The sequence below is a fragment of the Cellulomonas xylanilytica genome (assembly GCF_007989805.1).
Taxonomy (GTDB): domain Bacteria; phylum Actinomycetota; class Actinomycetes; order Actinomycetales; family Cellulomonadaceae; genus Cellulomonas; species Cellulomonas xylanilytica.
In genome coordinates this window covers 22,802-47,242 of sequence record NZ_BJUB01000017.1, presented here as the reverse complement: position 1 = coordinate 47,242, position 24,441 = coordinate 22,802, and the positions used below count along the sequence as shown (strand labels likewise).

The window sequence follows — 24,441 nt, the reverse complement described above, 5'->3', positions numbered from 1 at the left end:
TTCGGGCTCCAGAACCGCGCACACCGGGTGCCCGTCGGTGCCACTGTGTCCCCAGCGGGTCGGACGGACCGGTCCCGCGACGACGAACGAGGTGCCGCGATGACCGCTCCGGACACGAACGTGCTCGCCCGCGCCGCCTCGACGGTCAGCGCGGCCTGAACGTGTCGGCGCTGACGTTCACGCACATCGGCGGACCGACGGCCCTGCTCGAGGTCGACGGCTGGCGACTGCTGACCGACCCGACGTTCGACGCCCCCGGCCGGACGTACGGGTTCGGCTGGGGGACGTCGTCGCGCAAGACGACCGGTCCCGCGCTGTCGGTGGAGGAGGTCGGCGCGGTCGACGCCGTCCTGCTCAGCCACGACCACCACGCGGACAACCTCGACGACGCCGGACGCGCGATGCTCGCCGACGTCCCGACCGTGCTGACCACCGTTCCCGGCGCTCGTCGCCTCGGCGCTCCCGCGCAGGGCCTGCGCCCGTGGGAGGCGACGACGCTGACCCACCCCGACCGCCCGACCCTCACGGTCACCGCCACGCCCGGCCGGCACGGACCCGTCGGCGCCCGGGCCGTCATCGGCGCGGTCACCGGCTTCGCCCTCACGTGGGAGGGGCAGGAGCACGGGGCGGTGTGGGTGACCGGCGACACGACGCTGACCTCGGAGGTCCGGCACCTGGCGGACAAGCTCTCGGTGGGCACCGTCGTCGTGCACCTCGGCGGCGTCCGGTTCCCGACGACGGGCCCGATCCGCTTCACGATGACAGTCGCCGACGGCCGCGACCTGTGCCGGGCGGTCCGACCGAGCACGGTGCTGCCCGTGCACCACGAGGGCTGGTCACACTTCCTGGACAGCGCCGCCGCCCTGGAGCGACCCGAGCTCGCCCCCGACGGCGGGACCACGGTGTGGGCCGACCCGGGCTCACCGGTGACCGTCGAGGTGTAGGCGAGCTCGAGATCGTGGGTCCGGCGCGAGATCGGGGGTGCGTACCCACGATCTCGCGCCGAAGCCACGATCTCGCCGACCGGCGGGGTCAGGACCGACGCGAGTCGCGCCCTCGCGCGTGCCGGACCGCCGACGGATGGAAGAAGTCGTCGGCGTGCAGCACGATCACGGGACGCGGGCCCAGGCACTGTGCCAGCCGCGCGGCGAGCGTGGTCTTCCCGCTGGCCCCGACGCCGTCGACGGCGACGAGCGCCCGCCCGCGGTCAGGCACGGCGGCCCGCAGGCGGGCGACTACCGCCTCGAGGCTCACCCGCGGCGGCGGGGCCAGCTCAGCATGACGAAGAGGTCCCGCTCGCCGCGGGCGCCCTCGAGGACCGCTCGCGCCAGGGCGGGCTCCCCGGCCTGCTCGCACGACCACAGCTCGAAGTCGACCACCTGCGACCACCCCTCCGGCAGGTAGCCGAGGACGGTGGTGCCGTCGACGACCTTGACCACGGCGTGCTCGGTGCGTGCCAGCACGACGGCGAACCCGCGCTCGGACCGCTGCGCGCGCGGCGGCGCGGCGTCGTCGACGAACCCACGGACCCGGACGGGCACGTGCCCTCCGCCGGCGGGCACCAGGCGGCCGGGCATCCGGGTCGAGGACGACGGGTCCATGCGCGCGAAACTACTCCACCTCGCCGTGTAGAGAACGACGGGCGGGCTCCGTTCTTCGAGTGAGAGTGCCAGTCTGGGCACGACGAAGGAGGAGCAGTCATGGCCAGGTACCTGTTGATCGTGGACTTCCAGAGCGGTCCCGACGAGTCACCGATGTCGCAGTGGACGGACGACGAGGTCGCGGCCCACCTGGACTACTACGGACGGTTGAACGCCGAGCTGACCGCGAACGGCGAGCTCGTCGGCGGCGAGGTCCTCACCGGGCCCGACCTGGCCAAGGTGGTCCGGTCGGACGGCGTGACCCCCGTCATCACGGACGGTCCGTTCCAGGAGTTCAAGGAGTGGGTCGCGGGCTACCAGATCGTCGACGTGGAGTCCGAGGAGCGCGCGCTGGAGATCGCCGCCCTGGTGTCCGCCGTGCCCGGTCGCGGCGGCGTCCCGACGCAGCAGCCCATCCAGGTGCGGCGGATCATGGACGACGGGCCGTCGGGGGTCGAGGAGATGAACGCGTACCTCGAGACGGCGAGCACCCCGCGCTGAACGTCTCCGTCGAGGTCGAGGACCTGCTGCGCGAGCTCGCGCCGCAGGTCCTCGGCACGCTCGCGCGCCGGTGGGGCGACTTCGACGCGGCCGAGGACGCCGTGCAGGAGGCACTGATCGCGGCGGCCCGTCGCTGGCCGGTGGACGGGCTTCCGGCGCAGCCCCGCGGGTGGCTCCTGCAGACGGCGTCGCGGCGGATGGTCGACCAGTGGCGCAGCGACACCGCCCGCCGTGACCGGGAGCTGCGCGTCGCGTCCGAACCCGCGCAGGGCGAGGCCGCCCAGGACGACGACACCCTGGCCGTCCTGTTCCTGTGCTGCCACCCGGTCCTGACACCCCCGTCGGCCATCGCGCTGACGCTGCGCGCGGTCGGCGGGCTGAGCACCGCCGAGATCGCCCGGGCGTTCCTCGTCCCGGAGGCGACGATGGCGCAGCGGATCAGCCGGGCGAAGCAGCGGGTCGCGCGCGAGAGCTTCTCGATGCCCTCGCCCGAGGACCGCCCGGCCCGGCTGCGCAGCGTGCTGCGGGTGCTGTACCTGATGTTCAACGAGGGTTACGTCGGCAGCACGGGCGCGGACCTGACCCGCGTCGACCTGTCGGACGAGGCCATCCGGCTCGCGCGGCTGGTGCACGCGTCGGGGCCTGACGCCGAGGCGGCCGGCCTGCTCGCCCTCCTGCTGCTGATCGACGCCCGCCGCGCGGCCCGCACCGACGCGGCCGGCGACCCGGTGCCGCTCGCCGACCAGGACCGGTCGCGCTGGGACCGCGGGCGCATCGCGGAGGGGGTCGCGCTGCTCGACGAGGCGATCGGCAGCGGGGCCGTCGGCGAGTACCAGCTGCAGGCGGCGATCGCGGCGGTGCACGACCGTGCGGTGACCGCGGACGCCACCGACTGGGCGCAGATCGCCGCGCTCTACTCGCTGCTCGAGCAGATGACGGGCAGTCCCGTCGTGACGCTCAACCGGGCCGTGGCCGCCGGGATGGTCGACGGACCGCAGGCCGGCCTGGCGATCCTCGAGGGTCTCGACGAGTCGCTGCCCCGCCTCGACCAGCTGCGCGCGCACCTGTACGAGCAGGCGGGCGACCGCGACCGAGCCCTGGCGTGCTACCGACGGGCATCCGGACGTGCGACGAACCTGGCGGAGCGCCGGTACCTCGACGCGCAGGTGGCCCGGCTGGTCGGGGGGTCGGCGTGACGGGGCTCCCGTGGTCCGTGCGGGACGTCCTCGCCCGGCGCCCGGCCGTGCGGCTCAACCAGGTCGGGTACGCGCCGGGCCGGCCGATGCGCGCGACCCTCGTGTCCCCCGAGGTCGCACCCGTCCCGTTCACCGTCGTGCGCGACGACGGCTCCGTCGTGCGGGACGGCAGGTCGGAGCCCTGGCCGGTCCGGCCGGAACCCACCTCCGGGCTGCCGGTGCACGTGCTGGACCTCGGCGACCTGCCCGAGGGCGCCTACCGGGTCCTGGCGGCCTCGTCGCTCAGCCACCCGTTCCGGGTGGACCGCACGGTGCTGGCCGACCTGCGCGACGATGCCCTGCGCTTCTTCACGGTGATGCGCTCGGGGTCCGAGATCGCGGTCCCCGGCTACGCCCGGCCCGCCGGCCACCCGGACACCTCCGTCCCCGCCTGGACCGGTCCGGCGGCCCAGGCCCTCTACCCCGGGTGGCACGACGACGGCAGCTACGACGTGTCCGGCGGCTGGTACGACGCGGGTGACTACGGCAAGTACGTGACCAGCGGCGCGATCGCGGTGTGGCAGCTGCTGGCCACGCTCGATCTGCTCCCCGACCGCGCCGACCTCCGCGCGGAGTGCCGGTGGCAGCTCGACTGGCTGCTGCGGATGCAGGTCCCGCCGGGGCGACCGCTGGCCGGGCTGGCGTTCCACCGCGTGCACGGCACCACCTGGTCCCCTGTGCCCGGGTGGCCGCACCTCGACCCGACCGACCGCGTCCTGCACCGCCCGTCGACGACGGCGGCGCTGCACCTGGCTGCCGCGGCCGCCGCCGGCGCCCGGCACTTCCGGTCGGTCGACCGCGCGTACGCCCTCCGGCTGGAGGTCGCCGCGCGGTCGGCCTACGACGCGGCTCGTCGGCACCCGGACCTCCTCCCTCCGGACGACCACGCCCGCCACGGCGGCGGCCCCTACGACGACGACACGATCGGCGACGACTTCTGCTGGGCTGCCACCGAGCTCTGGCTGGCGACCGGTGACGACGCCTACGAGGTCGACGTCCTGCGCAGCCCCGAGCACAGCACCGACCCGTTCGACGACGCCGGTTTCGACTTCCACGCCGTCGCCGCTCCCGCCCGGCTCGACCTCGCGCTGCACGGTGCGGGGTTCGCCGACCACGACCGCGTCGTGGGCAGCCTGCGCGCCGGCGCCGACCGGCTGCTGGACCTGCAGGCCCGCCAGCCGTGGGGTCAGCCGTACGCCCCCGCCGCCGGCTGGGAGTGGGGGTCGAACGGCCGGATCCTGAACAACCTCGTCGTGCTCGGCGTGGCTCACCTGGTCACCGGAGACCCGCTCTACCGCGCCGCCGTGGCGACCGGCCTGGACTACGTGCTGGGTCGCAACGCGCTCGGGCAGAGCTACGTCACCGGGTACGGCACCGACCACAGCCACCACCAGCGCACCCGCCAGTTCGGGCACGACCTCGACCCGACGATGCCCCCGCCCCCGGCGGGAGCCCTCGCCGGGGGCGCGAACTCCGTGCCCGTGGCGGACTTCCCCTACGACCCGCGCCTGGTCGGGCTGGCGCCCCAGCTGTGCTACCTGGACGAGCCCACGTCCGAGGTGACGAACGACGTGTGCATCCGCTGGAACGCCCCGCTGGTGTGGGTCGCCGCGTTCCTCACGGGCTGAGCAGCGCCTGCATCTTCGTCCGGACCAGGCGCGCCGCGCGCTCGGGCGCCAGGCGGGCGAGGACGTCCATGACGGCCGCGTCCTTGCCGACGGTGACCCGGTAGGCGTCCCGCTCGACGGCGTCGAGGATCCGGCGCGCGGCCGCCGGCGCCGGCGTCATCCGCTTCTCCAGCCGTCGCGCCGTCGCACCGGTCACGTCCGGGGGACGCACCCCGGAGTTCTCGACGATCCCCGTGCGCGTCGCCCCGGGGAAGACGACCGTGACGGACACGGAGGTGCCGGCCAGCTCGGAGTGCAGCCCTTCCGTGAGGAGCCGGAGCGCCGCCTTCGAGGCCCCGTACGCCGTCTGCCCCGGCACCGGTAGGAACCCGCCCATGCTCGAGACGTTCACGAGGTGCGCCCGGGGCCTGGCAACCAGGAGCGGCAGGAACGCCTTCGTCGTGTGCACCGGGCCCCAGAAGTTCACCGCCATCACGCGCTCGATGTCCGCGTACTCCAGGTCGAGCAGCGGCACGAACGGCCGGATGATCCCGGCACAGTTGACCAGGCCGTCGACCTGGCCGTGCTCGGCGACGACGTCCGCGGGGAGCGCCTCGACGGCAGCGCGGTCGCTGACGTCGACGACGTGGGTGGAGAGCCGGTCCGCCAGGGAGCCGGCACGGTCGGCGGTCTCGCGCAGGTGATCCGCGCTCCGGCTGACCGCGGCGACCCGCGCACCGCGCGCCAGCAGCCCGAGCACGAGCTCGCGGCCGATGCCGTCGCCACCGCCCGTCACGACGACCGTCGTGCCTGCCACCTTCATTTCCCGGCGCCCCCTGCCGATCCTGTGCGCCGACCGTACTGCGAGGAGACGTGGAGAAGGTCGGCGCCGAGCCGTGCGGGCCCGGCGCCGACCCTGCCCGTCAGGCCGGTAGCCAGAGCGCCAGGACGTTCGGCGGCTCCCACCCCGGCAGCGACGTGTGCGCCTGGCGGCACGAGTACCGGGTCCCGCCGTAGGTGACGACGTCGCCGACCTTGTAGGCCTTGTACGCCGCCCAGGTGCCGCTCGGCGTCGTCGGCGTGGGCGTCGGAGTGGGCGTCGCGGTGGGCGTGCTCGTCGGCGTCGGTGTCGGTGTCGGCGTGAGCGTCGGTGTCTGCGTCGGGACCGTCCCGCCGATCAGCGAGCGCACGTTGTCGCCGAACGTCCAGCCCTTCGAGCCGTCCCAGTTGATCGACCACGTCATGAGGCCCTTGGGCGCCCCGCCGAGCTGCGACCACGCCTGCGAGACGAGCGCGGGTGACATGTAGCCGCCGCCCGCACCGACCTGGGCAGGCAGGCCGGGGACCTGCTTGTCGAACGGCACCCGGATCGTCGTGCCCTGCACGGTCAGGCCGGCGTCGAGGCACCGGGTCTGGGCGACGACGCCCGCGACCGTCCCGGCGGCGTAGGAGTTGCCCGCGCAGTCGTACATGGAGCCGTTGTAGTACTGCATGTTCAGCCACCAGAGGCGGCCGTTGTCGGCGTACTTCTTGATGATCGGCAGGTACGAGCCCCAGATCGACCCGTAGACCACCGAGCCGCCCGTCACGTACGCGGTCTCCGGGGCCATGGTCAGGCCGAAGCCGGCAGGCATCTGCGCCAGGACGCCGTCGATGATGCGCATGAGGTTGGCCTGCGAGGTGGAGAGCGTGCCGATGCTGCCGGAGCCGGTCAGACCGGCCTCGATGTCGATGTCGATGCCGTCGAAGTTGTTGGCCTTGAGGATGGGCACGATCGTCGCGACGAAGCGGTCCGCGACCGCCGCCGAGGAGAGGTCGATGCTCGCGTTGGCCCCGCCGATGGACATCAGGATCGTGTGCCCCTGCGCCTTCGCGGCGCACATCTGCGCGGGGGTCGGGACGTCGACGCCGGTGTCCATCCCGTCCGCCCACCTCACGGTGCCGTCGGGGAGGATCACGGGGAACGCCGCCATCAGCACGTTGTAGCCGTGCTGCCTCTGGCGGGCGTCGTCGATCGGGATGTAGCCGAGGCCGGGGTGGACGCTGGAGTTGTCCCAGCTCTCCCAGTAGCCCTGCAGGACCTTGCCTGCTGGGCGCGGCTTCTGGGCACAGGTGTCGGCGGCGCCGGCCGCGGACGCGCCGAGCGTGAGGCCGGCGGTGGCGACGAGGCCGGTGGCGACCACGGCGGCGAGAGCAGCGGTGGCCAGTCGATGGAGACGGACGGAACGAGGCATGCGGAGACCCTCCGAGAGCGGCGGACGGACGGAACCGGCACCCGACCGTCACGAGGAGGGGTGCGGTACGTGAGCACGGCGACAGCGGTGTCGCCGTGCTCGGTCGTCCGGGAGGGCGGACGACCTGCCGATGACCGTATTGCCCGGGAGCGGGTGAATGGAAGGGTTCCTAACAAAACGCCTGGATCCGGACGGTCGGTCCCTCGCCTACGCTGGCAGCGGACACGACGTCGCGCTCCGCGCACGCACCGTGTCGGGGCGCGGTCCAGCGACCTGTCCGCCATCGTGCCGTCCAGCAGCGCCACGCCCCCGACAGGAGCCGCCCCCGTGTCCACCACTCCTTCCTCGACGTCCGCCTGGGCGACCTTCTGGAACCGGGGCGGGTGGTGGCGGGCGGTGCTCGTCGCCATCGCGTACGTGGTTCTCTACGTCCTCGGGGGCCGGCTCGTCGGCGTCCTGTTCGGTGACCAGGTCGACGCCGACAACCTCTTCGCCACCCCGCAGAGCGTCTTCTTCGGCCTGTTCGTGCCGCTCGCCATCGGCGCGGTCGTGCTCACCGCCTTCGTCGCGTCCCTGCACTGGTTCCCGGCGCTCTTCGCCCGGCAGCCGGTCGCCGGCCGGTGGTGGATGTGGCTCGCGCCGGTCGCGGTGGTCGTCGCCATCGTGCTGCGGCTGCTCGGCATCGACTACGCGTCCTACGCGGCGGGGGCGGTCGCCGTGACGTTCCTGTCCGGGCTGCTCGTCGGCTTCGTCGAGGAGCTCCTCACCCGCGGCATCGTGGTGAAGATGCTGCGCGACGCCGGGAGGTCCGAGTGGGTGGTGATGGTGCTCTCGTCGCTGATATTCGGCCTGCTGCACGCCACGAACCTCCTGTCGGGCCAGGAGGTCGTGACCGTCGCGGTCACCGTGGTCTTCGCCTTCGGGTTCGGCATCTGCATGTACCTGACGCTGCGGGCGACCGGGAACCTGATCTGGCCGATGCTGATCCACGGCCTGTACGACCCCACCCTGTTCCTGTCGACCGGCGGTATCGACGTGGCCCACTCCGGCCCGCAGAGCGAGCTCCTCACGCTCGCCGGGCCGTCGAACCTGGTCTTCATGCTCGTCGCGGTGGTCGGGCTGATCTTTGTGCGCGGCCGCGTCCAGCGCACCCACGAGGGCGCCGTCGTCTAGGGCGTCACCTCCACGAGACCTGCACCGCCTCGCCCCGTCGTCGCTTGCACCCTCGTTCGTGAAACGATAGTTTTCTATCGTTAATCAATAGATCGCATCCAAGGAGCTCCACCATGGGCCGACTGGCCATCCTTGCCCTGCGGGCGGTGATCGCGCTCATGTTCGCCAGCCTGCTGGTGGTGCAGGGCATGGTCGTCCCCGCGATCGGCCGCGACCTCGAGGAAGCCGGCCCTGACGTCGCCCACCTGCAGTGGCCGATGATGATCATCGTCTTCCTCGGCGTGCTGGCCGTGCAGGTCGCGCTGGTCTGCATCTGGCAGCTGCTCACGATGGTGCGGCGCGACACCGTCTTCAGCGCCGCCGCGTTCCGGTACGTCGACATCATCATCGGCGCGGCCGTGGGAGCCACGCTGCTCGCCATCGTCCTGTCGTTCCTCCTGGCGCCGGGCGAGGACGTCGCCCCCGGGATCGTGCTGCTCATCGTGATCGGCGGGATGGGCACCGCCGGTATCGCCCTGCTCGTGCTCGTGCTGCGCATCCTCCTGGCCAAGGCGATGGCGCTCGACACCACCGCGACCACCCTGCGCGCCGAGCTCGACGAGGTGATCTGATGCCGATCGTCGTCGACGTCGACGTGATGCTCGCGCGCCGCAAGATGTCCGTCGGGGAGCTGGCCGACCGTGTCGGGATCACCCCCGCGAACCTCGCCGTGCTGAAGAACGGGCGCGCCAAGGCGGTGCGGTTCACCACGCTCGAGGCCCTGTGCGAGGTGCTGGAGTGCCAGCCGGGCGACCTGCTGCGGCGGGAGGCCTGAGGCCTATCCGTTTCGACCCCTTCCTCCGAGGGCGTCGGTTGCCTACACTCCGGTCGAAGCGCTTCGATGACGAGCGCGACACCGGGGGCACCGACGCCCTCGCGCGCTCGACGGAGAGCCGGCCGCCCCGTCGAGCGTGACCTTGCGACGAAGGGCACGCACGTGAAACGACCCCTCTGGACCACGCTCACGGCACTCGCGGCGGCGGCCGCGCTCACCGCCAGCCTCGCGGGACCGGCGCAGGCGGGCGACCGCGCACCGAGGTCGGCCGCCAAGGTCGTCGCCGCCATGCAGCCGGGATGGAACCTGGGCAACACCCTCGACGCGGTCGGCGCCGACGAGACCGCCTGGGGCAACCCACGGGTGACCAGGAAGCTGCTCAGCGAGGTCGAGGACAACGGGTTCCGCAGCGTCCGCATCCCGGTGACGCTCGGCCAGCACGAGGGACCCGCGCCCGACTACACGATCGACCCGGTGGTCCTGGACCGGGTGGAGGAGGTTGTCGACTGGGCGCTCGACGAGGACCTGTCCGTCCTGCTCGACCTGCACCACGACTCGTGGATGTGGACCAACGCGATGCCCACCCGCCACGACGAGGTCCTCGCCCAGTTCACCGCGACGTGGGAGCAGCTGGCCGAGCGCTTCCGCGACCACCCACGCACCCTGCTGTTCGAGAGCATCAACGAGCCGCAGTTCGCCGGGTCGACCGGCGAGGCGCAGGAGTACGCGCTGCTCGACGAGCTCAACGTCGCGTTCCACCAGGTGGTGCGCGCGTCGGGCGGGCGGAACGCCGACCGCGTCCTGGTGCTGCCCACGCTGCACACCGACTCCGGCCAGGCACGGCTCGACGCGCTCGTCGAGACGTTCACCGCACTGGACGACCCGAACCTCGCCGCGACCTTCCACTACTACGGCTACTGGCCGTTCAGCGTGAACGTGGCGGGCGGCACCCGCTTCGACGCGACCGCTCAGCAGGACGCCACGGACGCCTTCGCGCGCGTGCACACCACGCTGGTCAGCCAGGGCATCCCGGTGATCCTCGGGGAGTACGGGCTGCTCGGGTTCGACCGCCACACCGGCACCATCGAGCAGGGCGAGAAGCTGAAGTTCTTCGAGCACCTGGGCCACCAGGCGCGCACCACGGGTGTCACGACGATGCTGTGGGACAACGGTCAGCACCTCGACCGGACCGCGTTCACCTGGCGCGACCCGGAGCTGTTCGCGCAGATCTCGTCGAGCTGGAAGAAGCGCTCCGGCACGGCGTCGACCGACCAGGTGTTCGTCCAGCCGGGTGCCGTCACCGACCAGACCGTGACGCTCAACCTCAACGGCACGACGTTCCGTGACCTGTCGCTGGGCAAGCAGAAGCTGAAGAAGGGCAGGGACTACCAGCTCTCGGGCAGCACCCTCACGCTCCCGGCAGCCCTCCTGCAGCGGCTGTCCGGCACGGGCGCCTACGGCACGACCGCGGAGCTGGTAGCGCGGTTCTCGCAGGGTGTGCCGTGGTCGATCGAGATCGTCAACGCGGACGCCCCGGTGCTCGCCGACGCGACCGGGACCACCGACGCGTTCGCCGTCCCGACGGAGTTCCGCGGCGACCGGCTGGCCACCATGGAGGCCCGCTACCTCGACGGCTCCAACGCCGGACCGCACGGCTGGACGTCGTTCAAGGAGTTCGACGTGGCGTTCGCGCCGGACGCCGAGGCGGGGTCGATCCTCCTGCGTCCGGCGTTCTTCGCCGAGGTCACCGACGGCTCCCCCGTCGTCCTGACGTTCCACTTCTGGAGCGGCCGGACGATGACGTACACCGTGGTCCGGGACGGGACCGCGGTGTCCGGCAGCGTCGGCTGACCACCCGGCACGCCGACGACGCGCACCGAGCCGGGCTCCCCGCGAGCCCGGCTCGGTGCGTCGCGGACGACGTCGGTCGCTGCCCCGGTCGGCTTCGCGAGATGCGAAGCAGCCGACGACACCCGAGACTGGGCGCTCCCCCTGAGAACCGAGGCGGACGGACCCATGATCGAGCTGTCGACCCACGACGACGGGCTTGCGACCTCGCGCCCACCCGACCACTACGAGCCGGTCACGGAGTGGCGCCTGCACACGGTCGAGGAGCTGGCCTCCTTCCGTGCGGACCTGGCGCGGTCGCTGGAGCAGCTGGGCTTCCCGGCCGGCCCCATGGGCGACGTGCCGAGCAAGCTGCTCCTGATCGCGTCCGAGCTGGCGACCAACGCGCTGCGTCACGGCCGGCCCCCCACGATCGTGCAGCTGCTGCGCGACGGTGAGTCCTTCCTGCTGCAGGTCACCGACCACGATCCCGACGTGGCGCCGGTCTACGCGGGCAAGCGCGTCGTCGGCGCGGGCGGGCTCGGTCTGCACATGGCGCGCGTCCTGTCGGTGGAGGTCGGGTGGTACGCCACACCGACCGACAAGACCGTGTGGGCGATCTTCGACGCCGCCGGAGGAGCTGCGAGCCCCAGGTGAACGGCGGGCTCAGTCGACGATCGTGAGGATCTCCGAGATCCGTGTGGTGTCCAGGACGAAGCGCACCTGGCTGGACGGGTGCAGGAGGACCACCGGGTGCGCCGAACGCTGCGTGAGCAGCGCGAGGAACTTGATGCCCGTCGAGTCGATGAACGAGACCTCACGCACGTCCACGCGCAGCTGCGGAGCAGCACGCCGTGCGGCGACGTCCGACAGCACCGTGACGAGCGCCGCCTCCAGGGCAGCGTCGATCTCGCCGCGCAGCGTGATCTCGCCCGCGTCCAGGTCCGTGGTGATCGTCCCGGCCGGGCCGTCGTCCGGCGGCGTGACCTGACCGAGCGCTCCCTGACTCACGGTCAGAATTGTGCAGCATGGGGGGCGAAGGTCGCTCGTCGAACGGCTCTGCTCCACGCCGATAGTTTCGAGGACGCATCACGGCGCAACCTAAACGCTTCGATCCTTCGTGTAGGTGTTCCCGTCACCCACACCTCGCTGCACACTGGCGTCGATAACGTTATCGACGTCGGGATCATGCGGGACGTCGACGCGTTGGCGGGCACTCCCACCGAGGCGTGCCTGCACGACTCCCACGCACAAAGGAGTGCAGCATGTTCGAAAGTTTCGCTCGGCCGCGGAGAACCCGCCGTCGGCACCGGTCGTTCCAGGCCGTCGTCGCCGCCGGTGCGGCCAGCGCGGTGGTCGCCGCGGGGCTCGCCGTCGCCGTGGCCGCGCCCGCCAGCGCCGTGTCGTCCAACGGCACCGGCACCAACAACGGCTTCTTCTACTCGTTCTGGACCGACTCCCCCGGCTCGGTGTCCATGGACCTGGGGTCCGGCGGCAGCTACTCCACGCAGTGGAGCAACACCGGCAACTTCGTCGCGGGCAAGGGCTGGCAGACCGGCGGACGCAAGACGGTCAGCTACTCGGGCTCGTTCAACCCCTCGGGCAACGCGTACCTGACGCTCTACGGCTGGACCACCAACCCGCTGATCGAGTACTACATCGTCGACAACTGGGGCACCTACCGGCCCACCGGCACGCACATGGGCACCGTCACCAGCGACGGCGGCACCTACGACATCTACCGGACGCAGCGCGTGAACCAGCCCTCGATCGAGAGCGACCGGTCCACGTTCTACCAGTACTGGAGCGTGCGGCAGTCGAAGAAGACCGGCGGCACCATCACGTCCGGGAACCACTTCGACGCGTGGGCCAGCAAGGGCATGAACCTGGGCACCCACAACTACATGATCATGGCGACCGAGGGCTACCAGAGCAGCGGCAGCTCCAACATCACCGTGAGCGAGGGCTCCGGCGGGGGCGGGGGCGGTGGCACCACGACGCCGCCTCCCACGGGTGGCGGCGGCACCGGCGGGTGCTCCATCACGGCCACGCGCGCCGACGAGTGGTCCGACCGGTTCAACGTCAGCTACACCGTCAGCGGCGCCAGCTCGTGGACCGCGACGCTGAACCTCAACGGCGGCCAGACCGTCCAGAACAGCTGGAACGCGTCCGTCAACGGGCGGACGGTGACCTCGACCGGGTCCAACACGTTCGGCGTCACCATCATGAAGAACGGCAACAACACGACGCCGTCGGCGACCTGTGGGACCAGCGGTGGAGGCGGAGGCACGACGACCCCGCCGCCGACCACCCCGCCGCCGTCGTCCAGCTGCTCCGCCGGCTACGTGGGCCTGACGTTCGACGACGGCCCGAACACGGGCACCACCAACCAGCTCATCTCCACGCTGCGCAACGCCGGTGCCACCGCGACCGTGTTCCCCACGGGCTCGAACGCCCAGTCGAACGCGTCCCTCATGCAGGCCTACAAGAACGCCGGCCTGCAGATCGGCAACCACAGCTGGGACCACCCGCACCTGGTGAACATGAGCCAGTCGGACATCCAGTCGCAGCTCTCCCGCACGCAGACCGCGATCCAGCAGACCGCCGGGGTCACCCCGACGCTCTTCCGCCCGCCGTACGGCGAGACCAACCAGACCCTCAAGAACGTCGAGTCGTCGCTCGGCCTGCGCGAGGTCCTCTGGGACGTCGACTCGAACGACTGGAACAACGCGAGCGCCGACGCCATCCGGCAGGCGGCCGCCCGCCTGACCAACGGCCAGATCATCCTGATGCACGACTGGCCGGCCGCCACGCAGCAGGCGCTGCCGAACATCCTGAACGACCTGAGATCCCGCAACCTCTGCACCGGGCACATCTCGAGCAGCACCGGCCGGGCGGTCGCACCGTCCACCGCCGGCGGCGGTGGAGGCGGCGGTGGGGGCACGACGACGCCGCCACCCTCGACCGGGTCCTGCACGGTGGCCGTCACGCGCGGTGACGAGTGGTCGGACCGGTTCAACGTGACCTACTCCGTCAGCGGCAGCAGCAGCTGGGTGGTCACCCTGAACCTGGCGGGCGGCCAGAGCGTCCAGAACAGCTGGAACGCGACGCTCAGCGGCAGCGGCTCCACCCGGCAGGCCCGACCGAACGGTGCCGGCAACAGCTTCGGCGTCACGATCATGAAGAACGGCAGCACGACGACGCCCAGCGCGAGCTGCGCGACGGCCTGACGACGGCGGTCCGGCCGGACAGGGCCGGGTCGGACCGCAGAGAACGGCAGCGTCCCGCGGGGGAGGCTGCCGTTCTCGTCGTCCGGAGGCGTCAGGCCTTGGAGCGGCCCGCCGTGAAGCGCCAGATCGCGGTGACGATGACGGCGCCGACGATGGAGCCGATGATGCCGCTGGGGCGCAGCTCGAGACCGTCACCGTTCAGCAGGCTGGCCAGCAGACCACCGACGAAGGAGCCGACGAGCCCGGCGACGATCGCCATCGTCCAGTCGATCCGGCCGCGGTCGCGGCCGAGGATCAGCTGCGCGAGCGCACCGATGAGCATGCCGAACAGGATGAGTCCGAGGATGAGCATGGGCCGAGACTAGGGCCACGGGGACTTTTCGGGCAGCACTTCCGTGATCGGTGTCGACGGTGCGTCGTCGATGAGCACCGCGATGCCGTCGAGCAGACGGGCCAGGCCGAACTCGAACGCACGCCGAGGGTCGTAGGCGGCCTGCTGCGCCTCGCCGGCGACCGGGCCGACGCGCGTCACCGTGGGGAACCGCTCGGGGTCGTAGACGCGGTCGAGGACGGGGGCCGTCGCCTCCCACCACTCGGTCTCGGTGATGCCGGTGGCCTCTTCGGCCGCGACCTGGTCGACCACGCCGCGCGCGGTCCCGGCGACGAACCCCTCGATCAGCGTGAACACGGCGTCCATCGCGACCTCGTCGAGACCCGTCCCGTCCACCGCCTGGAGGCCGAGCTCGTACTTGGTGAGCACGCCCGGGCCGAGCGGCGGCCGGCCGGAGGCGGCCACGTGCAGCAGCCAGGGGTGCCGCTCGTACTGGGTCCAGCTGGCGCGGGCGAGCGCCTCGAGCCGGGCGCGCCACTCGTCGGCGGCCGGGCTGTACAGGGACGGGAACTCGCCGAGCACGCTGTCGACCATGAGGTCGAGCAGCTCGGCCTTGCCCGGGACGTACGTGTACAGGGTCATGGCGCCGACGCCGAGGTCGGTGGCCAGCCGGCGCATCGAGAGCGCGCCCAGGCCCTCGGTGTCGGCGAGGGCGACCGCGGCGTCCACGACGCGGTCGACGGACAGGCCGGCCTCCGCCCCGCGCCCGCGCGGTGCGGGCTCTACGAGCCGCCACAGCAGGGACAGGCTGCGGGCCGGGTCGCCGGTACCGGTGATCTCCGCCATGCCGCCCATCCTCCCCCGTCGGGAACAACCCGGTGTCCCCCACCGTTCCTTGTCGTACACTGTACGACTAGCCCTCGGGAGGACGCATGACCATCCGCACGACAGGACTCACCCGCAGGTACGGCGAGACGACCGTCCTGGACGGTCTCGACCTGTCCGTCGACGCCGGCACCGTGCACTCGCTGCTCGGCCCGAACGGCGCCGGCAAGACCACCGCCGTCCGCATCCTCTCCACGCTGCTGGACCCGCACGGCGGCACCGCGACCGTCGCCGGGTTCGACGTGGTCCGCGAGCCCGCGCAGGTCCGCCGCCACCTCGGCCTCGTCGGCCAGCACGCCGCCGTCGACGAGATCCTCGGCGGGCGCGACAACCTCGTCATGTTCGGCCGCCTGTCCCACCTCGGCACCCGCCACGCCCGGCGGCGGGCCGACGAGCTGCTGGAGCAGTTCGGCCTCGTCGACGCCGCCGACCGCGCTGTCTCCACCTACTCCGGCGGCATGCGGCGCAGGCTCGACCTCGCGGCCGGCCTCGTGCTCGACCCGACGGTCCTGCTGCTGGACGAGCCGACCACCGGACTGGACCCCGGCGGCCGGCGCGAGGTCTGGCAGGCGGTCCGGGCGCTCGTCGCGGGCGGCACCGCCGTGCTGCTGACCACGCAGTACCTCGAGGAGGCGGACCAGCTCGCGTCGCAGGTGACCGTGCTGAACCACGGACGGGTCGCCGCCGAGGGGACACCGGACGCCCTCAAGGCGTCGATCGGGCAGGACCGGCTCGACGTGGTCCTGCGCGACGAGGCCGACCTCCCGGCGGCGCAGACGGCACTGCTGACCGTCGCGGGGAACGCGGACGTCGACCTCGACGGCCGACGGGTCACCGCGACGGTCACCGACCGCGTCGCGGCGCTCACCCACGTGGTCCGGACGCTCGACGACGCCGGGATCGTCGTCGACGACGTGATCCTGCGCCGGCCGACCCTCGACGAAGTGTTCCTGCACCTCACCGGCTCGATGAAGGAGGCCTCATGACCTGGGCCCTGCGCGACTCCTGGACCGTGACCCTGCGCGACCTCGGGCACTGGCGGCGCCAGCCGTGGGACCTGGTCATCGGGCTCGCGTTCCCGATCCTGCTGCTGCTGATGTTCGGCTTCCTGCTCGGCGGCGCGATCGAGGTGCCCGGCGGGTACATCGAGTTCCTGTTCCCCGGCATGCTCGCCGTGACCATGGCGTTCGGGCTGGAGAGCACGATGACCTACGTGTCGCAGGACGTGCAGCGCGGGGTGACGGACCGCTTCCGCTCGCTGCCGATGTCCCGCATCGCCGTGCTGCTGGGCCGGGCCACCGCGGACATGCTCGCGAGCGTCGTCGGGCTCGCCGTCCTGCTCGTCGCCGGGCTCGTGATCGGGTGGCGGATCCACGAGGGCATCGGCAACGCCCTGGCCGGCGTGGCGCTGCTGCTCCTCCTGCGGTTCGCGTTCCTCTGGGTCGGCATCTACCTCGGGCTGCTGTTCCGCGGGCAGGGCGGTGTGGTGGCCGTCCAGATCCTGGTGTGGCCGTTCGTCTTCCTGTCGAACGCGTTCGTGCCGATCTCGACCATGCCCGGCTGGCTGCAGGCCCTGTCGGCGTGGAACCCGGTGACCGCGACCGTCGCGGCGACGCGGGAGCTGTTCGGCAACCCGACCGTGGCGGCCTCCGGGTGGGCGGCGGAGAACGTGGTGCTGCTGGCGGTGGTGTGGCCGGTCGTGCTGTCGGTGGTGTTTGCCACACTGGCGGTGCGGCGCTGGGCGCGGCTCGGTAGGTAACAGTCGATGACGAAGGGAACCTCTGTGCAGCACGACGCGATCCGGATCCGCGGTGGCCGGGAGAACAACCTCAAGGGCGTCGACGTCGACGTGCCCAAGCGCCAGATCACCGTCTTCACGGGTGTCTCCGGCTCGGGCAAGTCGTCGCTGGCGTTCGACACCATCGCGGCCGAGAGCCAGCGGCTGCTGAACGAGACGCACTCGGCCTTCATCCAGAACTTCCTGCCGCAGTCGCCGCAGCCGGAGGCCGACGAGCTCACCGGGCTGACCGCGTCGATCGTCGTGGACCAGCAGCCCATGGGCGGGTCCTCGCGCTCGACCGTCGGGACCGCGACCGACACCTACGCCGGGATGCGCCGGGTGTGGTCGCGGATGGGGGTTCCCAACCTGGGCACGCCGATCGCGTTCTCGTTCAACGACCCCCGTGGCATGTGCCTGCACTGCGAGGGCATCGGCTCGGTGGCGGCCATCGACGAGGACGCCCTGGTGGACCCGTCGAAGTCGCTGCTGGAGGGGGCGATCGACTTCCCGAACTTCCAGGTCGACTCCTGGTACTGGAAGGTCTACGCGGAGTGCGGGTTCTACCCGCCCGACCAGCCGGTGGGGTCGTTCACGCCCGAGCAGCGCCGCATGCTGCTCTACGGTCCCGACGACGCGCCGAAGAAGGGCACCAAGGTCGCCGTCTCCGGGATGTCGCTGACGTACGAGGCGCTCATCCCCAAGCTGAAGCGGCTCGTCCTGACCAAGAACCCGGAGCAGCTGCAGCCGCACGCGCGGGCCGCGGTCGAGCGCATCTCGACGCGCGGTCCGTGCCCGGAGTGCGGCGGCTCCCGGCTGAACGAGGCCGCACGCACCTCCCTGGTGGGCGGCCGGTCCATCGCCGAGTGCGCGGACATGCAGGTCAGCGACCTGGCGCCGTTCATCCGGGGCATCGACTCCCCCGAGCACCGGCCGATGCTCGACGACCTGGCGGACCGCTTGGACGCGCTGGTCCACATCGGGCTCGGGTACCTCTCGCTGAGCCGGGAGTCCACCAGCCTGTCGGGCGGGGAGTCGCAGCGGGTCAAGATGGTCCGGCACCTCGGGTCGGCGCTGACCGACGTCACCTACGTGTTCGACGAGCCCTCCGTCGGGCTGCACCCGCACGACGTGCACCGGATGAACGAGCTCCTCGTGCAGCTGCGCGCCAAGGGCAACACCGTCCTGGTGGTCGAGCACAAGCCCGAGGTCATCGAGATCGCGGACCACATCGTCGACATGGGGCCGGGGGCCGGGGGCGCGGGCGGCGAGGTCGTCTACGCGGGCGATCTCGAGGGACTGCGGACCTCGGGCACGCTCACGGGCGAGCACCTGACCAGCCACCAGCCGCTCAAGACGGCGGTGCGGTCGGCGACGGGCTCCCTGTCGGTCGAGAACGCGAAGCTCCACAACCTCCAGGACGTGTCGGTCGACATCCCGCGCGGCGTGCTCACGGTCGTCACCGGCGTGGCGGGCTCCGGCAAGAGCTCGCTGATCCGCGGGGTCCTGCCCAAGCGGTTCCCCGAGGTCGTCGTCGTCGACCAGGCCACCACGCGCGGCTCGCGCCGGTCCAACTCGGCCACCTACACGGGGATGCTCGACACCATCCGCAAGCTGTTCGCCAAGGCCAACGGCGTGAAGCCCGCCCTGTTCAGCGCCAACTCCGAGGGCGCGTGCCCGGAGTGCGGCGGGCTCGGCATCATCTACACCGACCTGGGCAACTTCGAGCCGATGAAGTCCACCTGCGAGGTCTGCGGTGGCCGCCGGTACACCGAGGAGGTGCTCGGGTACACGCTGCGCGGGCAGTCGATCGCGGACGTGCTCGAGATGTCGGTGGTGGAGGCGGGGGCGTTCTTCACGGACCGGACGGAGAAGGCTCTCGCCTCGACCCTGGCCGCGATGGACGACGTGGGCATCGGCTACCTGACCCTGGGCCAGCCGCTGTCCACCCTGTCCGGGGGCGAGCGCCAGCGGCTCAAGCTCGCCATCGAGCTGGCCTCCCCCGCCGACGTCTACGTCCTCGACGAGCCGACGACGGGCCTGCACATGTCGGACGTCGACCGGCTGATCGGCCTCATCGACCGGTTCGTCGACGCGGGCTCCACAGTCATCGTCATCGAGCACAACCTCGACGTGATCTCCCGCGCCGACCACGTGCTCGACCTCGGACCCGGGGCGGGCGCCCAGGGCGGGCGGGTCGTCTTCGCCGGCCCGCCTGCCGACCTGGTGAGCGTGCCGGACTCCCTGACGGGCGAGCACCTGGCCCGCCGGCACGGCCTGGCCCGCTAGGCCGGTCACCGGTCACCGAGGTCGTGGGTTCGACCTGAGATCGTGGCGTCACACCCACGACCTCGCGCCGAACCCACGATCTCGCGGCTCGCCGGACCGGTCAGCTGACGTCGCGGCGACGGAAGACGAGCAGCGCGACGGCGACGACCACCAGTGCCACCACGCCCACGTAGACAGCACCCTGCGTCTGGGAGATCACGTGCTCGACGGACTGGCACGACTGCCCGGACTCATCCACGGTGCACTCGACCAGCTGGTACGGAGCCGACCCCTCCACCCAGGCCTGCACGTTCAGGGCCAGCGTCCACGGCTGCAGCTCGCGCACCCAGTTCACCAGGATCGCCTCGACCAGCACGAGCCAGGCCAGCACGACCCCGAGGACGGCGGCGGTGTGCCGCGCCAGGAAGCCGAGGGCGGCACCGATCACGGCCACCACGGGCGCCAGGGCGACGATCCGCAGCGCGACGTGGACCGGGGAGCTGACGTCCGCCGGCGGAGCGGCGTCCCCGGTGCCGTAGTACTGGAAGGCGGCCCACGACCCGGCGAGCACGATCCCCACCCCCACGGCCGCCACGGGGATGGTCGCGAGGCCCGCCGCGAGCACCTTGCTCAGGTACACGCGGACCCGGCGTGGCGCGAAGGTGAGCCAGTTGCCGATGGACCCGGTCGAGAACTCGGCCGACACGAAGCTGCCGGCGAGCAGCACGGGGGCCAGCACGAACAGGAGGGAGATCGGGGTCAGCAGCATGGTGGTGTCGCCCTCGAACGACGGCTCGCCGCCCAACCAGCTCTCCAGCTCCGGGGCGGTCATCTGGTCGCAGCCGTAGTCCACGAGCGCGGGGTCGTCGGACGCCGCCTTGTCGGCCTCCTCCTGCGCGCGGCAGTCCTCGACGTACTGCTCGCCGTTGGCCTCCCAGTCCGCGAGCGCCTGCTCGTAGTAGAGCTTCGCCTGGTCCTGCTCGGCCTGCGACGGAGGTGACGCCGCGTCCCAGGCGGAGACGACGGCGAAGCAGCAGATCACCAGGATCGCGGCGACCCCGAGGCGGATCAGCGTGCGCGACGCGAACCGGTCGAGCTCGACGCGCAGCAGCCGGCTCATGACGCCTCTCCCGCGTGGTGCGCGGGTCTGTGCTCGCCCTCGGGTGGTGGCGCGTGCGTCCCGGGCCCTCGGCCGGCGGTCAGGTCGAGGAAGACGGACTCGAGGTCGACCCGGACCGGCACGAGCTCGTCGACGAACAGCCGCTGCGCGGCGAGCGCCTCGGTGATGCTGGCAGGGGCGACGCCGCCGTCGACGAGCAGGTAGCGCCCCTCGGGGCGGACCGTCCAGCCCTGGGCGCCGAGCACCTGCTGCGCGCGCGGCACGTCGGCGATCCCGACCCGGACCGTCCCGGCCGCGCCGGCCCCGATGAGGTCGGCCACGCTGCCGCTCGCGATGAGCTCCCCGCGGGCGATGATCGAGACGGTGTCGGCCACCTGCTCGACCTCGGCCAGGATGTGGCTGGACACCAGCACGGTCTTGCCGCGGTCCGCGAGCCCGCGCATGGTGCCGCGGATCTCGCGGATGCCCGCGGGGTCGAGGCCGTTCGTCGGCTCGTCGAAGATGAGCAGGTCCGGGTCCTTCAGCAGCGTCGCGGCGATGGCGAGCCGCTGCTTCATGCCGAGGGAGTAGCCCTTGTAGCGGTCGTCGGCCCGGTCGAGCAGGCCGACGTCCGAGAGGACGACGTCGACCAGCGACGTCGGGGCGTCGATCGCCCGGGCGAGCATGGTGAGGTTCTTGCGACCGGAGAAGCTGGGGAAGAACTTGGGCTGCTCGACGATCGCGCCGACCCGCCCGATCACGTCGGGCAGCCGCTCGGGCACCGTCTGGCCGAACACCGTCATGGTCCCGGAGTCCGCACGGATGAGGCCCAGCAGCATCCGGATGGTCGTCGTCTTGCCCGCGCCGTTGGGGCCGAGGAAGCCGTGCACACCACCGACCGGGACGTCGAGGTCGAGCCCGCCGACGGCCACCGCGCGCTGACCGCGGCGGTTGCGGTACGTCTTGCGCAGGCCGCGGGTGGAGATGGCGAGATCCGTCGACACGTCGCTGTGTCCCTTCGACGACCGAGCGAGGAACGAGCCGCGCGCCCGATCGCGAGCACCGTACCGGCTCACGTCCCGGACGCGGGCTCGTTCCGCCCGTGTCACCCACGGCTCAGGGGACGAGCACCACCTTGCCGGCCACCGTGCGGGACTCCGCGAGGGCGAGCGCGCGGCCCGCCTCGACCAGCGGGACCTGCGCGGCGACGTGCGCGGTCAGCGTCCCGGCCGCGAGCCGGTCGAGCACCTGCGTGAGGTCCTCCCGCAGCCGCCGGTAGAAGCGCCCGACGCGACGCCGACCGGCCCAGAAGTTGTAGAAGTGCGCGCGGCGGCCGTTGGGCAGGACGTTCCAGAGCAGGACGCGGCCGACGAGCACGAGGACCGGGACCTGGGACCGGCCGGCGTCGTCCTTGGTCGCCGCGGTGCCGTAGGACACGAGCGTGCCGCCGCGGCGCAGCAGGCGCCAGGAGTCCGCGATGCCGGCCCCCCCGACGTGGTCGAACACCGCGTCGACACCGTCGGGTGCCAGGGCGCGCAGCCGGCCGGGCAGGTCGGCGGCGCGGTAGTCGACGGGCGTCGCGCCGAGACTGCGCACGTGGTCGTGGTGGCGGGTGGACGCGGTGCCGATGACCGTCACGCCGGCGTCGACGGCGAGCTGGACGAGGGTGGACCCCACTCCTCCGTTCGCGCCCAGCACCACGATCGTCTGGCCCCGGCGGACCTTCGCGATGCGGTGCAGCATCTGCCAGGCGGTGATGCCGTTGACCACGACCGTCTCGGCGTCCACCGGGTCGACGTCGGCCGGCACGGGGACGACGCGCGCGGCGTCGACCAGCACGTAAGAGGCCCAGGCGCCGGTCTTCACGACGGCCGCCACACGCTCGCCCAGCAGGGCGCGGTCCACCGCGTCGCCGGTCGCCTCCACCGTGCCGACGAGGTCGTACCCGGGGACGAACGGGAACGGCGGCTGGTCGTAGTACTTGCCGCGACGCATCTGCTGCTCCGCGAACGACACCCCCGTCGCCTCGACCCGGACCAGGACCTGGCCTCCCGCGGGGGCGGGCAGGTCGCGTTCGCGGACGAGCAGGCCGGCGGGCTCGACCAGCCCGGGCAGGACGATCTCGGTCGTGCGGGCGGGCGTGGTCATCGGATCTCCTCGGAGGTGGTGCGGCGGGTGTGCAGGGCGACGAGCAGGGCGGCCGCGGCGACCACGATCAGCACCAGGAACGCCGGGTGCATGTCCTTCGACAGGCTCGGGGCGCCGTCGGGGCGGACGATCCAGATCGCGAGCGGCGTCGCATAGATCGCGGCGAGCGCGGCGCTGTACGGGCGCAACGAGCGCAGGTCGCGGTGTCGCAGCGTGCCGACGAGGACGAGCACGACCGGCACGATGGCGAGCATCGAGAACTGGCCGAGGACGAGGACCGGGACGGCCCAGGCGGAGATGAGGACGGACCGCGGGGTGCGACGCCTGGTCGGGGCTCCGGCGGCGATCGGGAGAGCGGACATGGCAGGCTCCTTCAATAGAGTGATTGGTCACTCACTGATCAGCGGGAACACCGGGCGGGTCCCGTCGGGAGGGTCAGGCGGGGTGGCGGATGCCGCGGGCGACAAGGACCGCCCAGTCGTCGGTGACGTCGTCGACGCCGGTCGTGACGATCAGGTGGCACAGCTGCCCGTAGGCGATGAAGCGCTGCACCGCCTCGTCGCTCGCGCCGGACCGCGCCTTGGCCAGCCGCACGACCGACGCCAGGCCGGCCCGGAGGGCCTGCCCGATCTCCGGGACGTCGGCGACGGACTGGGCGTGGACCTGGAGCATGAGCAGCGAGCGGTCGCTGATGAGCTGCGCGTACGCCCCGCCCATCGCGTCGAGGATGCCGTCCGGACCCGACCCCGTCGCCTCCTCGGCGGCGATGGTCAGGGTCTCCACGATCTGCTGGAAGCAGTCCTCGAGCGCGGCGACGAACAGCCGCTCCTTGCCGGGAAACAGCTTGAACACGTACGCGGGCGAGATGCGGGCCGCGGCGGCCACGTCCGCGATCGTCGTGCCGTGGTAGCCGCCCCGGGCGAACTCGCGCACCGCGGCGGCGGTGACGACGGGAATGCGCAGCTCGGCGCTGGAGAGGGAGGACATGTGAGTGACTGTACATTCACTCCCTGCCGAGCACAAGCGTCACCTGGTCGCCACCAGCTGCTCCACGAGGCGCCAGCGCGACGACGTCGTCTCGACGAGGTCCAGGCCCGCCGCACCCAGCAGCAGCACCGGGCGTCGACGATGGTGCTCCCCCGCCCGCTCGGGGAGTGACCCGGTCCAGCACCCGCTGCACCGCCCGACCCAGCCGTGCCGACGACTCGACGTGGTCCGCCATCAGCAGCCGTCCACCGGGTCGCAGCACGCGCGCCAGCTCCCGCAGCACGGCGAGCTCGTCGGCCACGCAGCACATCGAGAACATGGACACCACGGTGTCGAAGGACTCGTCGGGCAGGCCCAGGTGCGCACTGTCAACCTCCACGATCCTGACCGGCACCCCGACCGCTGCGGCCCGCACCGACGCGGCGCGCAGCATCGCGGGGCTCACGTCGGCGATCGTCAGGTCCGGGACGCGGTCCGCGTAGTACGGCAGGTTCGCCCCCGTGCCGACGCCGACCTCCAGCGTCCGGCCGGAGACCCGGTCGGCGACCCAGCGGCGGGCCGGCGCGAACAGGCGGGGCTCCAGGAACGCGGTCGTCCTGTCGTAGGTAGCGGCCTGCCCGTCCCAGTACTCCGCCCGCGTCACGTCCATGACGTCTCAGGCTGCCACCGTTCAGGGCCGCGGCAC

General features: G+C 72.1%; 26 protein-coding genes. 13 read left to right on the top strand and 13 right to left on the bottom strand.

The genetic code is table 11. The annotated features are described in order from the left end of the window. Positions 1-161: 161 nt before the first annotated feature. Positions 162-944: an MBL fold metallo-hydrolase gene (locus CXY01_RS20210; protein WP_146931541.1), complete on the top strand. Its 783-nt coding sequence runs from the start codon at positions 162-164 to the stop codon at positions 942-944. Positions 945-1,032: 88 nt separating this feature from the next. Here CXY01_RS20210 and CXY01_RS20205 read toward each other — a convergent pair whose 3' ends face one another. Together CXY01_RS20205 and CXY01_RS20200 are read right to left on the bottom strand one after the other, a co-directional pair. Then, positions 1,033-1,254 carry a nucleoside/nucleotide kinase family protein gene (locus tag CXY01_RS20205; RefSeq protein ID WP_186813491.1) on the bottom strand — a complete coding sequence of 74 codons (222 nt, stop codon included), beginning with the start codon at positions 1,252-1,254 and terminating at the stop codon, positions 1,033-1,035. Next, entirely contained in the window at positions 1,251-1,601 is a 351-nt protein-coding gene (locus tag CXY01_RS20200) for a hypothetical protein (RefSeq protein ID WP_146931535.1), read from the bottom strand. Before CXY01_RS20200 ends, CXY01_RS20205 begins: the two co-directional genes overlap by 4 nt. A 99-nt stretch (positions 1,602-1,700) precedes the next feature. Here CXY01_RS20200 and CXY01_RS20195 point away from each other — a divergent pair, with 99 nt between their 5' ends. From CXY01_RS20195 to CXY01_RS20185, 3 genes are read left to right on the top strand one after another with little or no spacing between them, the layout of a single operon-like run. Further along, positions 1,701-2,141 carry a YciI family protein gene (locus CXY01_RS20195; protein WP_146931532.1) on the top strand — a complete coding sequence of 147 codons (441 nt, stop codon included), beginning with the start codon at positions 1,701-1,703 and terminating at the stop codon, positions 2,139-2,141. Next, positions 2,138-3,337 (top strand): RNA polymerase sigma factor, encoded by a 1,200-nt coding sequence (locus tag CXY01_RS20190; RefSeq protein ID WP_146931601.1) that lies wholly within the window; start codon positions 2,138-2,140, stop codon positions 3,335-3,337. The genes CXY01_RS20195 and CXY01_RS20190 overlap by 4 nt, the downstream gene beginning before the upstream one ends. Next, positions 3,334-5,004: a glycoside hydrolase family 9 protein gene (locus CXY01_RS20185; protein WP_186813490.1), complete on the top strand. Its 1,671-nt coding sequence runs from the start codon at positions 3,334-3,336 to the stop codon at positions 5,002-5,004. Before CXY01_RS20190 ends, CXY01_RS20185 begins: the two co-directional genes overlap by 4 nt. On the opposite strand, the gene CXY01_RS20180 is transcribed toward CXY01_RS20185, so the two are convergent. Then, positions 4,994-5,806 (bottom strand): SDR family NAD(P)-dependent oxidoreductase, encoded by an 813-nt coding sequence (locus CXY01_RS20180; RefSeq protein ID WP_146931526.1) that lies wholly within the window; start codon positions 5,804-5,806, stop codon positions 4,994-4,996. The genes CXY01_RS20185 and CXY01_RS20180 overlap by 11 nt on opposite strands. A 100-nt stretch (positions 5,807-5,906) precedes the next feature. Beyond that, positions 5,907-7,217, bottom strand: a complete 1,311-nt coding sequence (locus CXY01_RS20175; RefSeq protein ID WP_222594607.1) for a carbohydrate-binding protein — start codon at positions 7,215-7,217, stop codon at positions 5,907-5,909. Positions 7,218-7,544: 327 nt separating this feature from the next. Here CXY01_RS20175 and CXY01_RS20170 point away from each other — a divergent pair, with 327 nt between their 5' ends. The 5 genes from CXY01_RS20170 (at position 7,545) to CXY01_RS20150 (ending at position 11,688) form a co-directional block, all read left to right on the top strand. Further along, positions 7,545-8,390 carry a CPBP family intramembrane glutamic endopeptidase gene (locus CXY01_RS20170; protein ID WP_246125517.1) on the top strand — a complete coding sequence of 282 codons (846 nt, stop codon included), beginning with the start codon at positions 7,545-7,547 and terminating at the stop codon, positions 8,388-8,390. A gap of 113 nt (positions 8,391-8,503) precedes the next feature. Beyond that, positions 8,504-9,001: a DUF2975 domain-containing protein gene (locus CXY01_RS20165; RefSeq protein WP_146931519.1), complete on the top strand. Its 498-nt coding sequence runs from the start codon at positions 8,504-8,506 to the stop codon at positions 8,999-9,001. Further along, positions 9,001-9,204 (top strand): helix-turn-helix domain-containing protein, encoded by a 204-nt coding sequence (locus CXY01_RS20160; protein WP_056025474.1) that lies wholly within the window; start codon positions 9,001-9,003, stop codon positions 9,202-9,204. Before CXY01_RS20165 ends, CXY01_RS20160 begins: the two co-directional genes overlap by 1 nt. 162 nt (positions 9,205-9,366) lie before the next feature. Beyond that, positions 9,367-11,055: a cellulase family glycosylhydrolase gene (locus tag CXY01_RS20155; RefSeq protein WP_222594606.1), complete on the top strand. Its 1,689-nt coding sequence runs from the start codon at positions 9,367-9,369 to the stop codon at positions 11,053-11,055. A 165-nt stretch (positions 11,056-11,220) separates the two neighbouring features. Next, entirely contained in the window at positions 11,221-11,688 is a 468-nt protein-coding gene (locus CXY01_RS20150) for an ATP-binding protein (RefSeq protein WP_146931513.1), read from the top strand. A gap of 9 nt (positions 11,689-11,697) precedes the next feature. On the opposite strand, the gene CXY01_RS20145 is transcribed toward CXY01_RS20150, so the two are convergent. After that, entirely contained in the window at positions 11,698-12,042 is a 345-nt protein-coding gene (locus CXY01_RS20145; RefSeq protein ID WP_186813489.1) for an STAS domain-containing protein, read from the bottom strand. 254 nt (positions 12,043-12,296) lie between these two features. On the opposite strand from CXY01_RS20145, the gene CXY01_RS21355 reads away from it, so the two are divergent. Then, a complete protein-coding gene (locus CXY01_RS21355; RefSeq protein ID WP_146931507.1) occupies positions 12,297-14,261 on the top strand; it encodes a glycoside hydrolase family 11 protein in 1,965 nt (654 codons plus the stop codon). Between the two features lie 91 nt (positions 14,262-14,352). Here CXY01_RS21355 and CXY01_RS20135 read toward each other — a convergent pair whose 3' ends face one another. Next, a complete protein-coding gene (locus CXY01_RS20135) occupies positions 14,353-14,613 on the bottom strand; it encodes a GlsB/YeaQ/YmgE family stress response membrane protein (protein ID WP_146931504.1) in 261 nt (86 codons plus the stop codon). 9 nt (positions 14,614-14,622) lie between these two features. Next, complete coding sequence (locus CXY01_RS20130) at positions 14,623-15,438, bottom strand: TetR/AcrR family transcriptional regulator (RefSeq protein ID WP_146931500.1); 816 nt, start codon at positions 15,436-15,438, stop codon at positions 14,623-14,625. A gap of 86 nt (positions 15,439-15,524) precedes the next feature. On the opposite strand from CXY01_RS20130, the gene CXY01_RS20125 reads away from it, so the two are divergent. The 3 genes from CXY01_RS20125 to CXY01_RS20115 are packed head-to-tail and all read left to right on the top strand — an operon-like array spanning position 15,525 to position 19,543. Then, entirely contained in the window at positions 15,525-16,463 is a 939-nt protein-coding gene (locus CXY01_RS20125) for an ATP-binding cassette domain-containing protein (protein WP_146931497.1), read from the top strand. After that, complete coding sequence (locus tag CXY01_RS20120) at positions 16,460-17,236, top strand: ABC transporter permease (RefSeq protein ID WP_146931494.1); 777 nt, start codon at positions 16,460-16,462, stop codon at positions 17,234-17,236. Before CXY01_RS20125 ends, CXY01_RS20120 begins: the two co-directional genes overlap by 4 nt. Before the next feature lie 6 nt (positions 17,237-17,242). Then, positions 17,243-19,543 carry an ATP-binding cassette domain-containing protein gene (locus CXY01_RS20115; protein WP_146931492.1) on the top strand — a complete coding sequence of 767 codons (2,301 nt, stop codon included), beginning with the start codon at positions 17,243-17,245 and terminating at the stop codon, positions 19,541-19,543. Between the two features lie 100 nt (positions 19,544-19,643). Here the strand turns inward: CXY01_RS20115 and CXY01_RS20110 are convergent, their stop codons facing one another. The 6 genes from CXY01_RS20110 to CXY01_RS20085 form a co-directional block, all read right to left on the bottom strand. Then, on the bottom strand, positions 19,644-20,642 hold the full coding sequence (locus tag CXY01_RS20110; RefSeq protein ID WP_146931489.1) for an ABC transporter permease: 999 nt from the start codon (positions 20,640-20,642) through the stop codon (positions 19,644-19,646). After that, a complete protein-coding gene (locus tag CXY01_RS20105) occupies positions 20,639-21,625 on the bottom strand; it encodes an ABC transporter ATP-binding protein (protein ID WP_246125516.1) in 987 nt (328 codons plus the stop codon). The genes CXY01_RS20110 and CXY01_RS20105 overlap by 4 nt, the downstream gene beginning before the upstream one ends. A gap of 112 nt (positions 21,626-21,737) precedes the next feature. After that, positions 21,738-22,769, bottom strand: coding sequence for a medium chain dehydrogenase/reductase family protein (locus CXY01_RS20100; RefSeq protein WP_146931486.1), 1,032 nt, complete (start codon positions 22,767-22,769; stop codon positions 21,738-21,740). Beyond that, positions 22,766-23,131, bottom strand: coding sequence for a hypothetical protein (locus CXY01_RS20095; RefSeq protein ID WP_146931483.1), 366 nt, complete (start codon positions 23,129-23,131; stop codon positions 22,766-22,768). The genes CXY01_RS20100 and CXY01_RS20095 overlap by 4 nt, the downstream gene beginning before the upstream one ends. Before the next feature lie 73 nt (positions 23,132-23,204). Next, positions 23,205-23,756: a TetR/AcrR family transcriptional regulator gene (locus tag CXY01_RS20090; protein ID WP_146931480.1), complete on the bottom strand. Its 552-nt coding sequence runs from the start codon at positions 23,754-23,756 to the stop codon at positions 23,205-23,207. A 16-nt stretch (positions 23,757-23,772) separates the two neighbouring features. Then, complete coding sequence (locus tag CXY01_RS20085) at positions 23,773-24,405, bottom strand: class I SAM-dependent methyltransferase (protein WP_246125515.1); 633 nt, start codon at positions 24,403-24,405, stop codon at positions 23,773-23,775. Positions 24,406-24,441 lie beyond the last annotated feature (36 nt).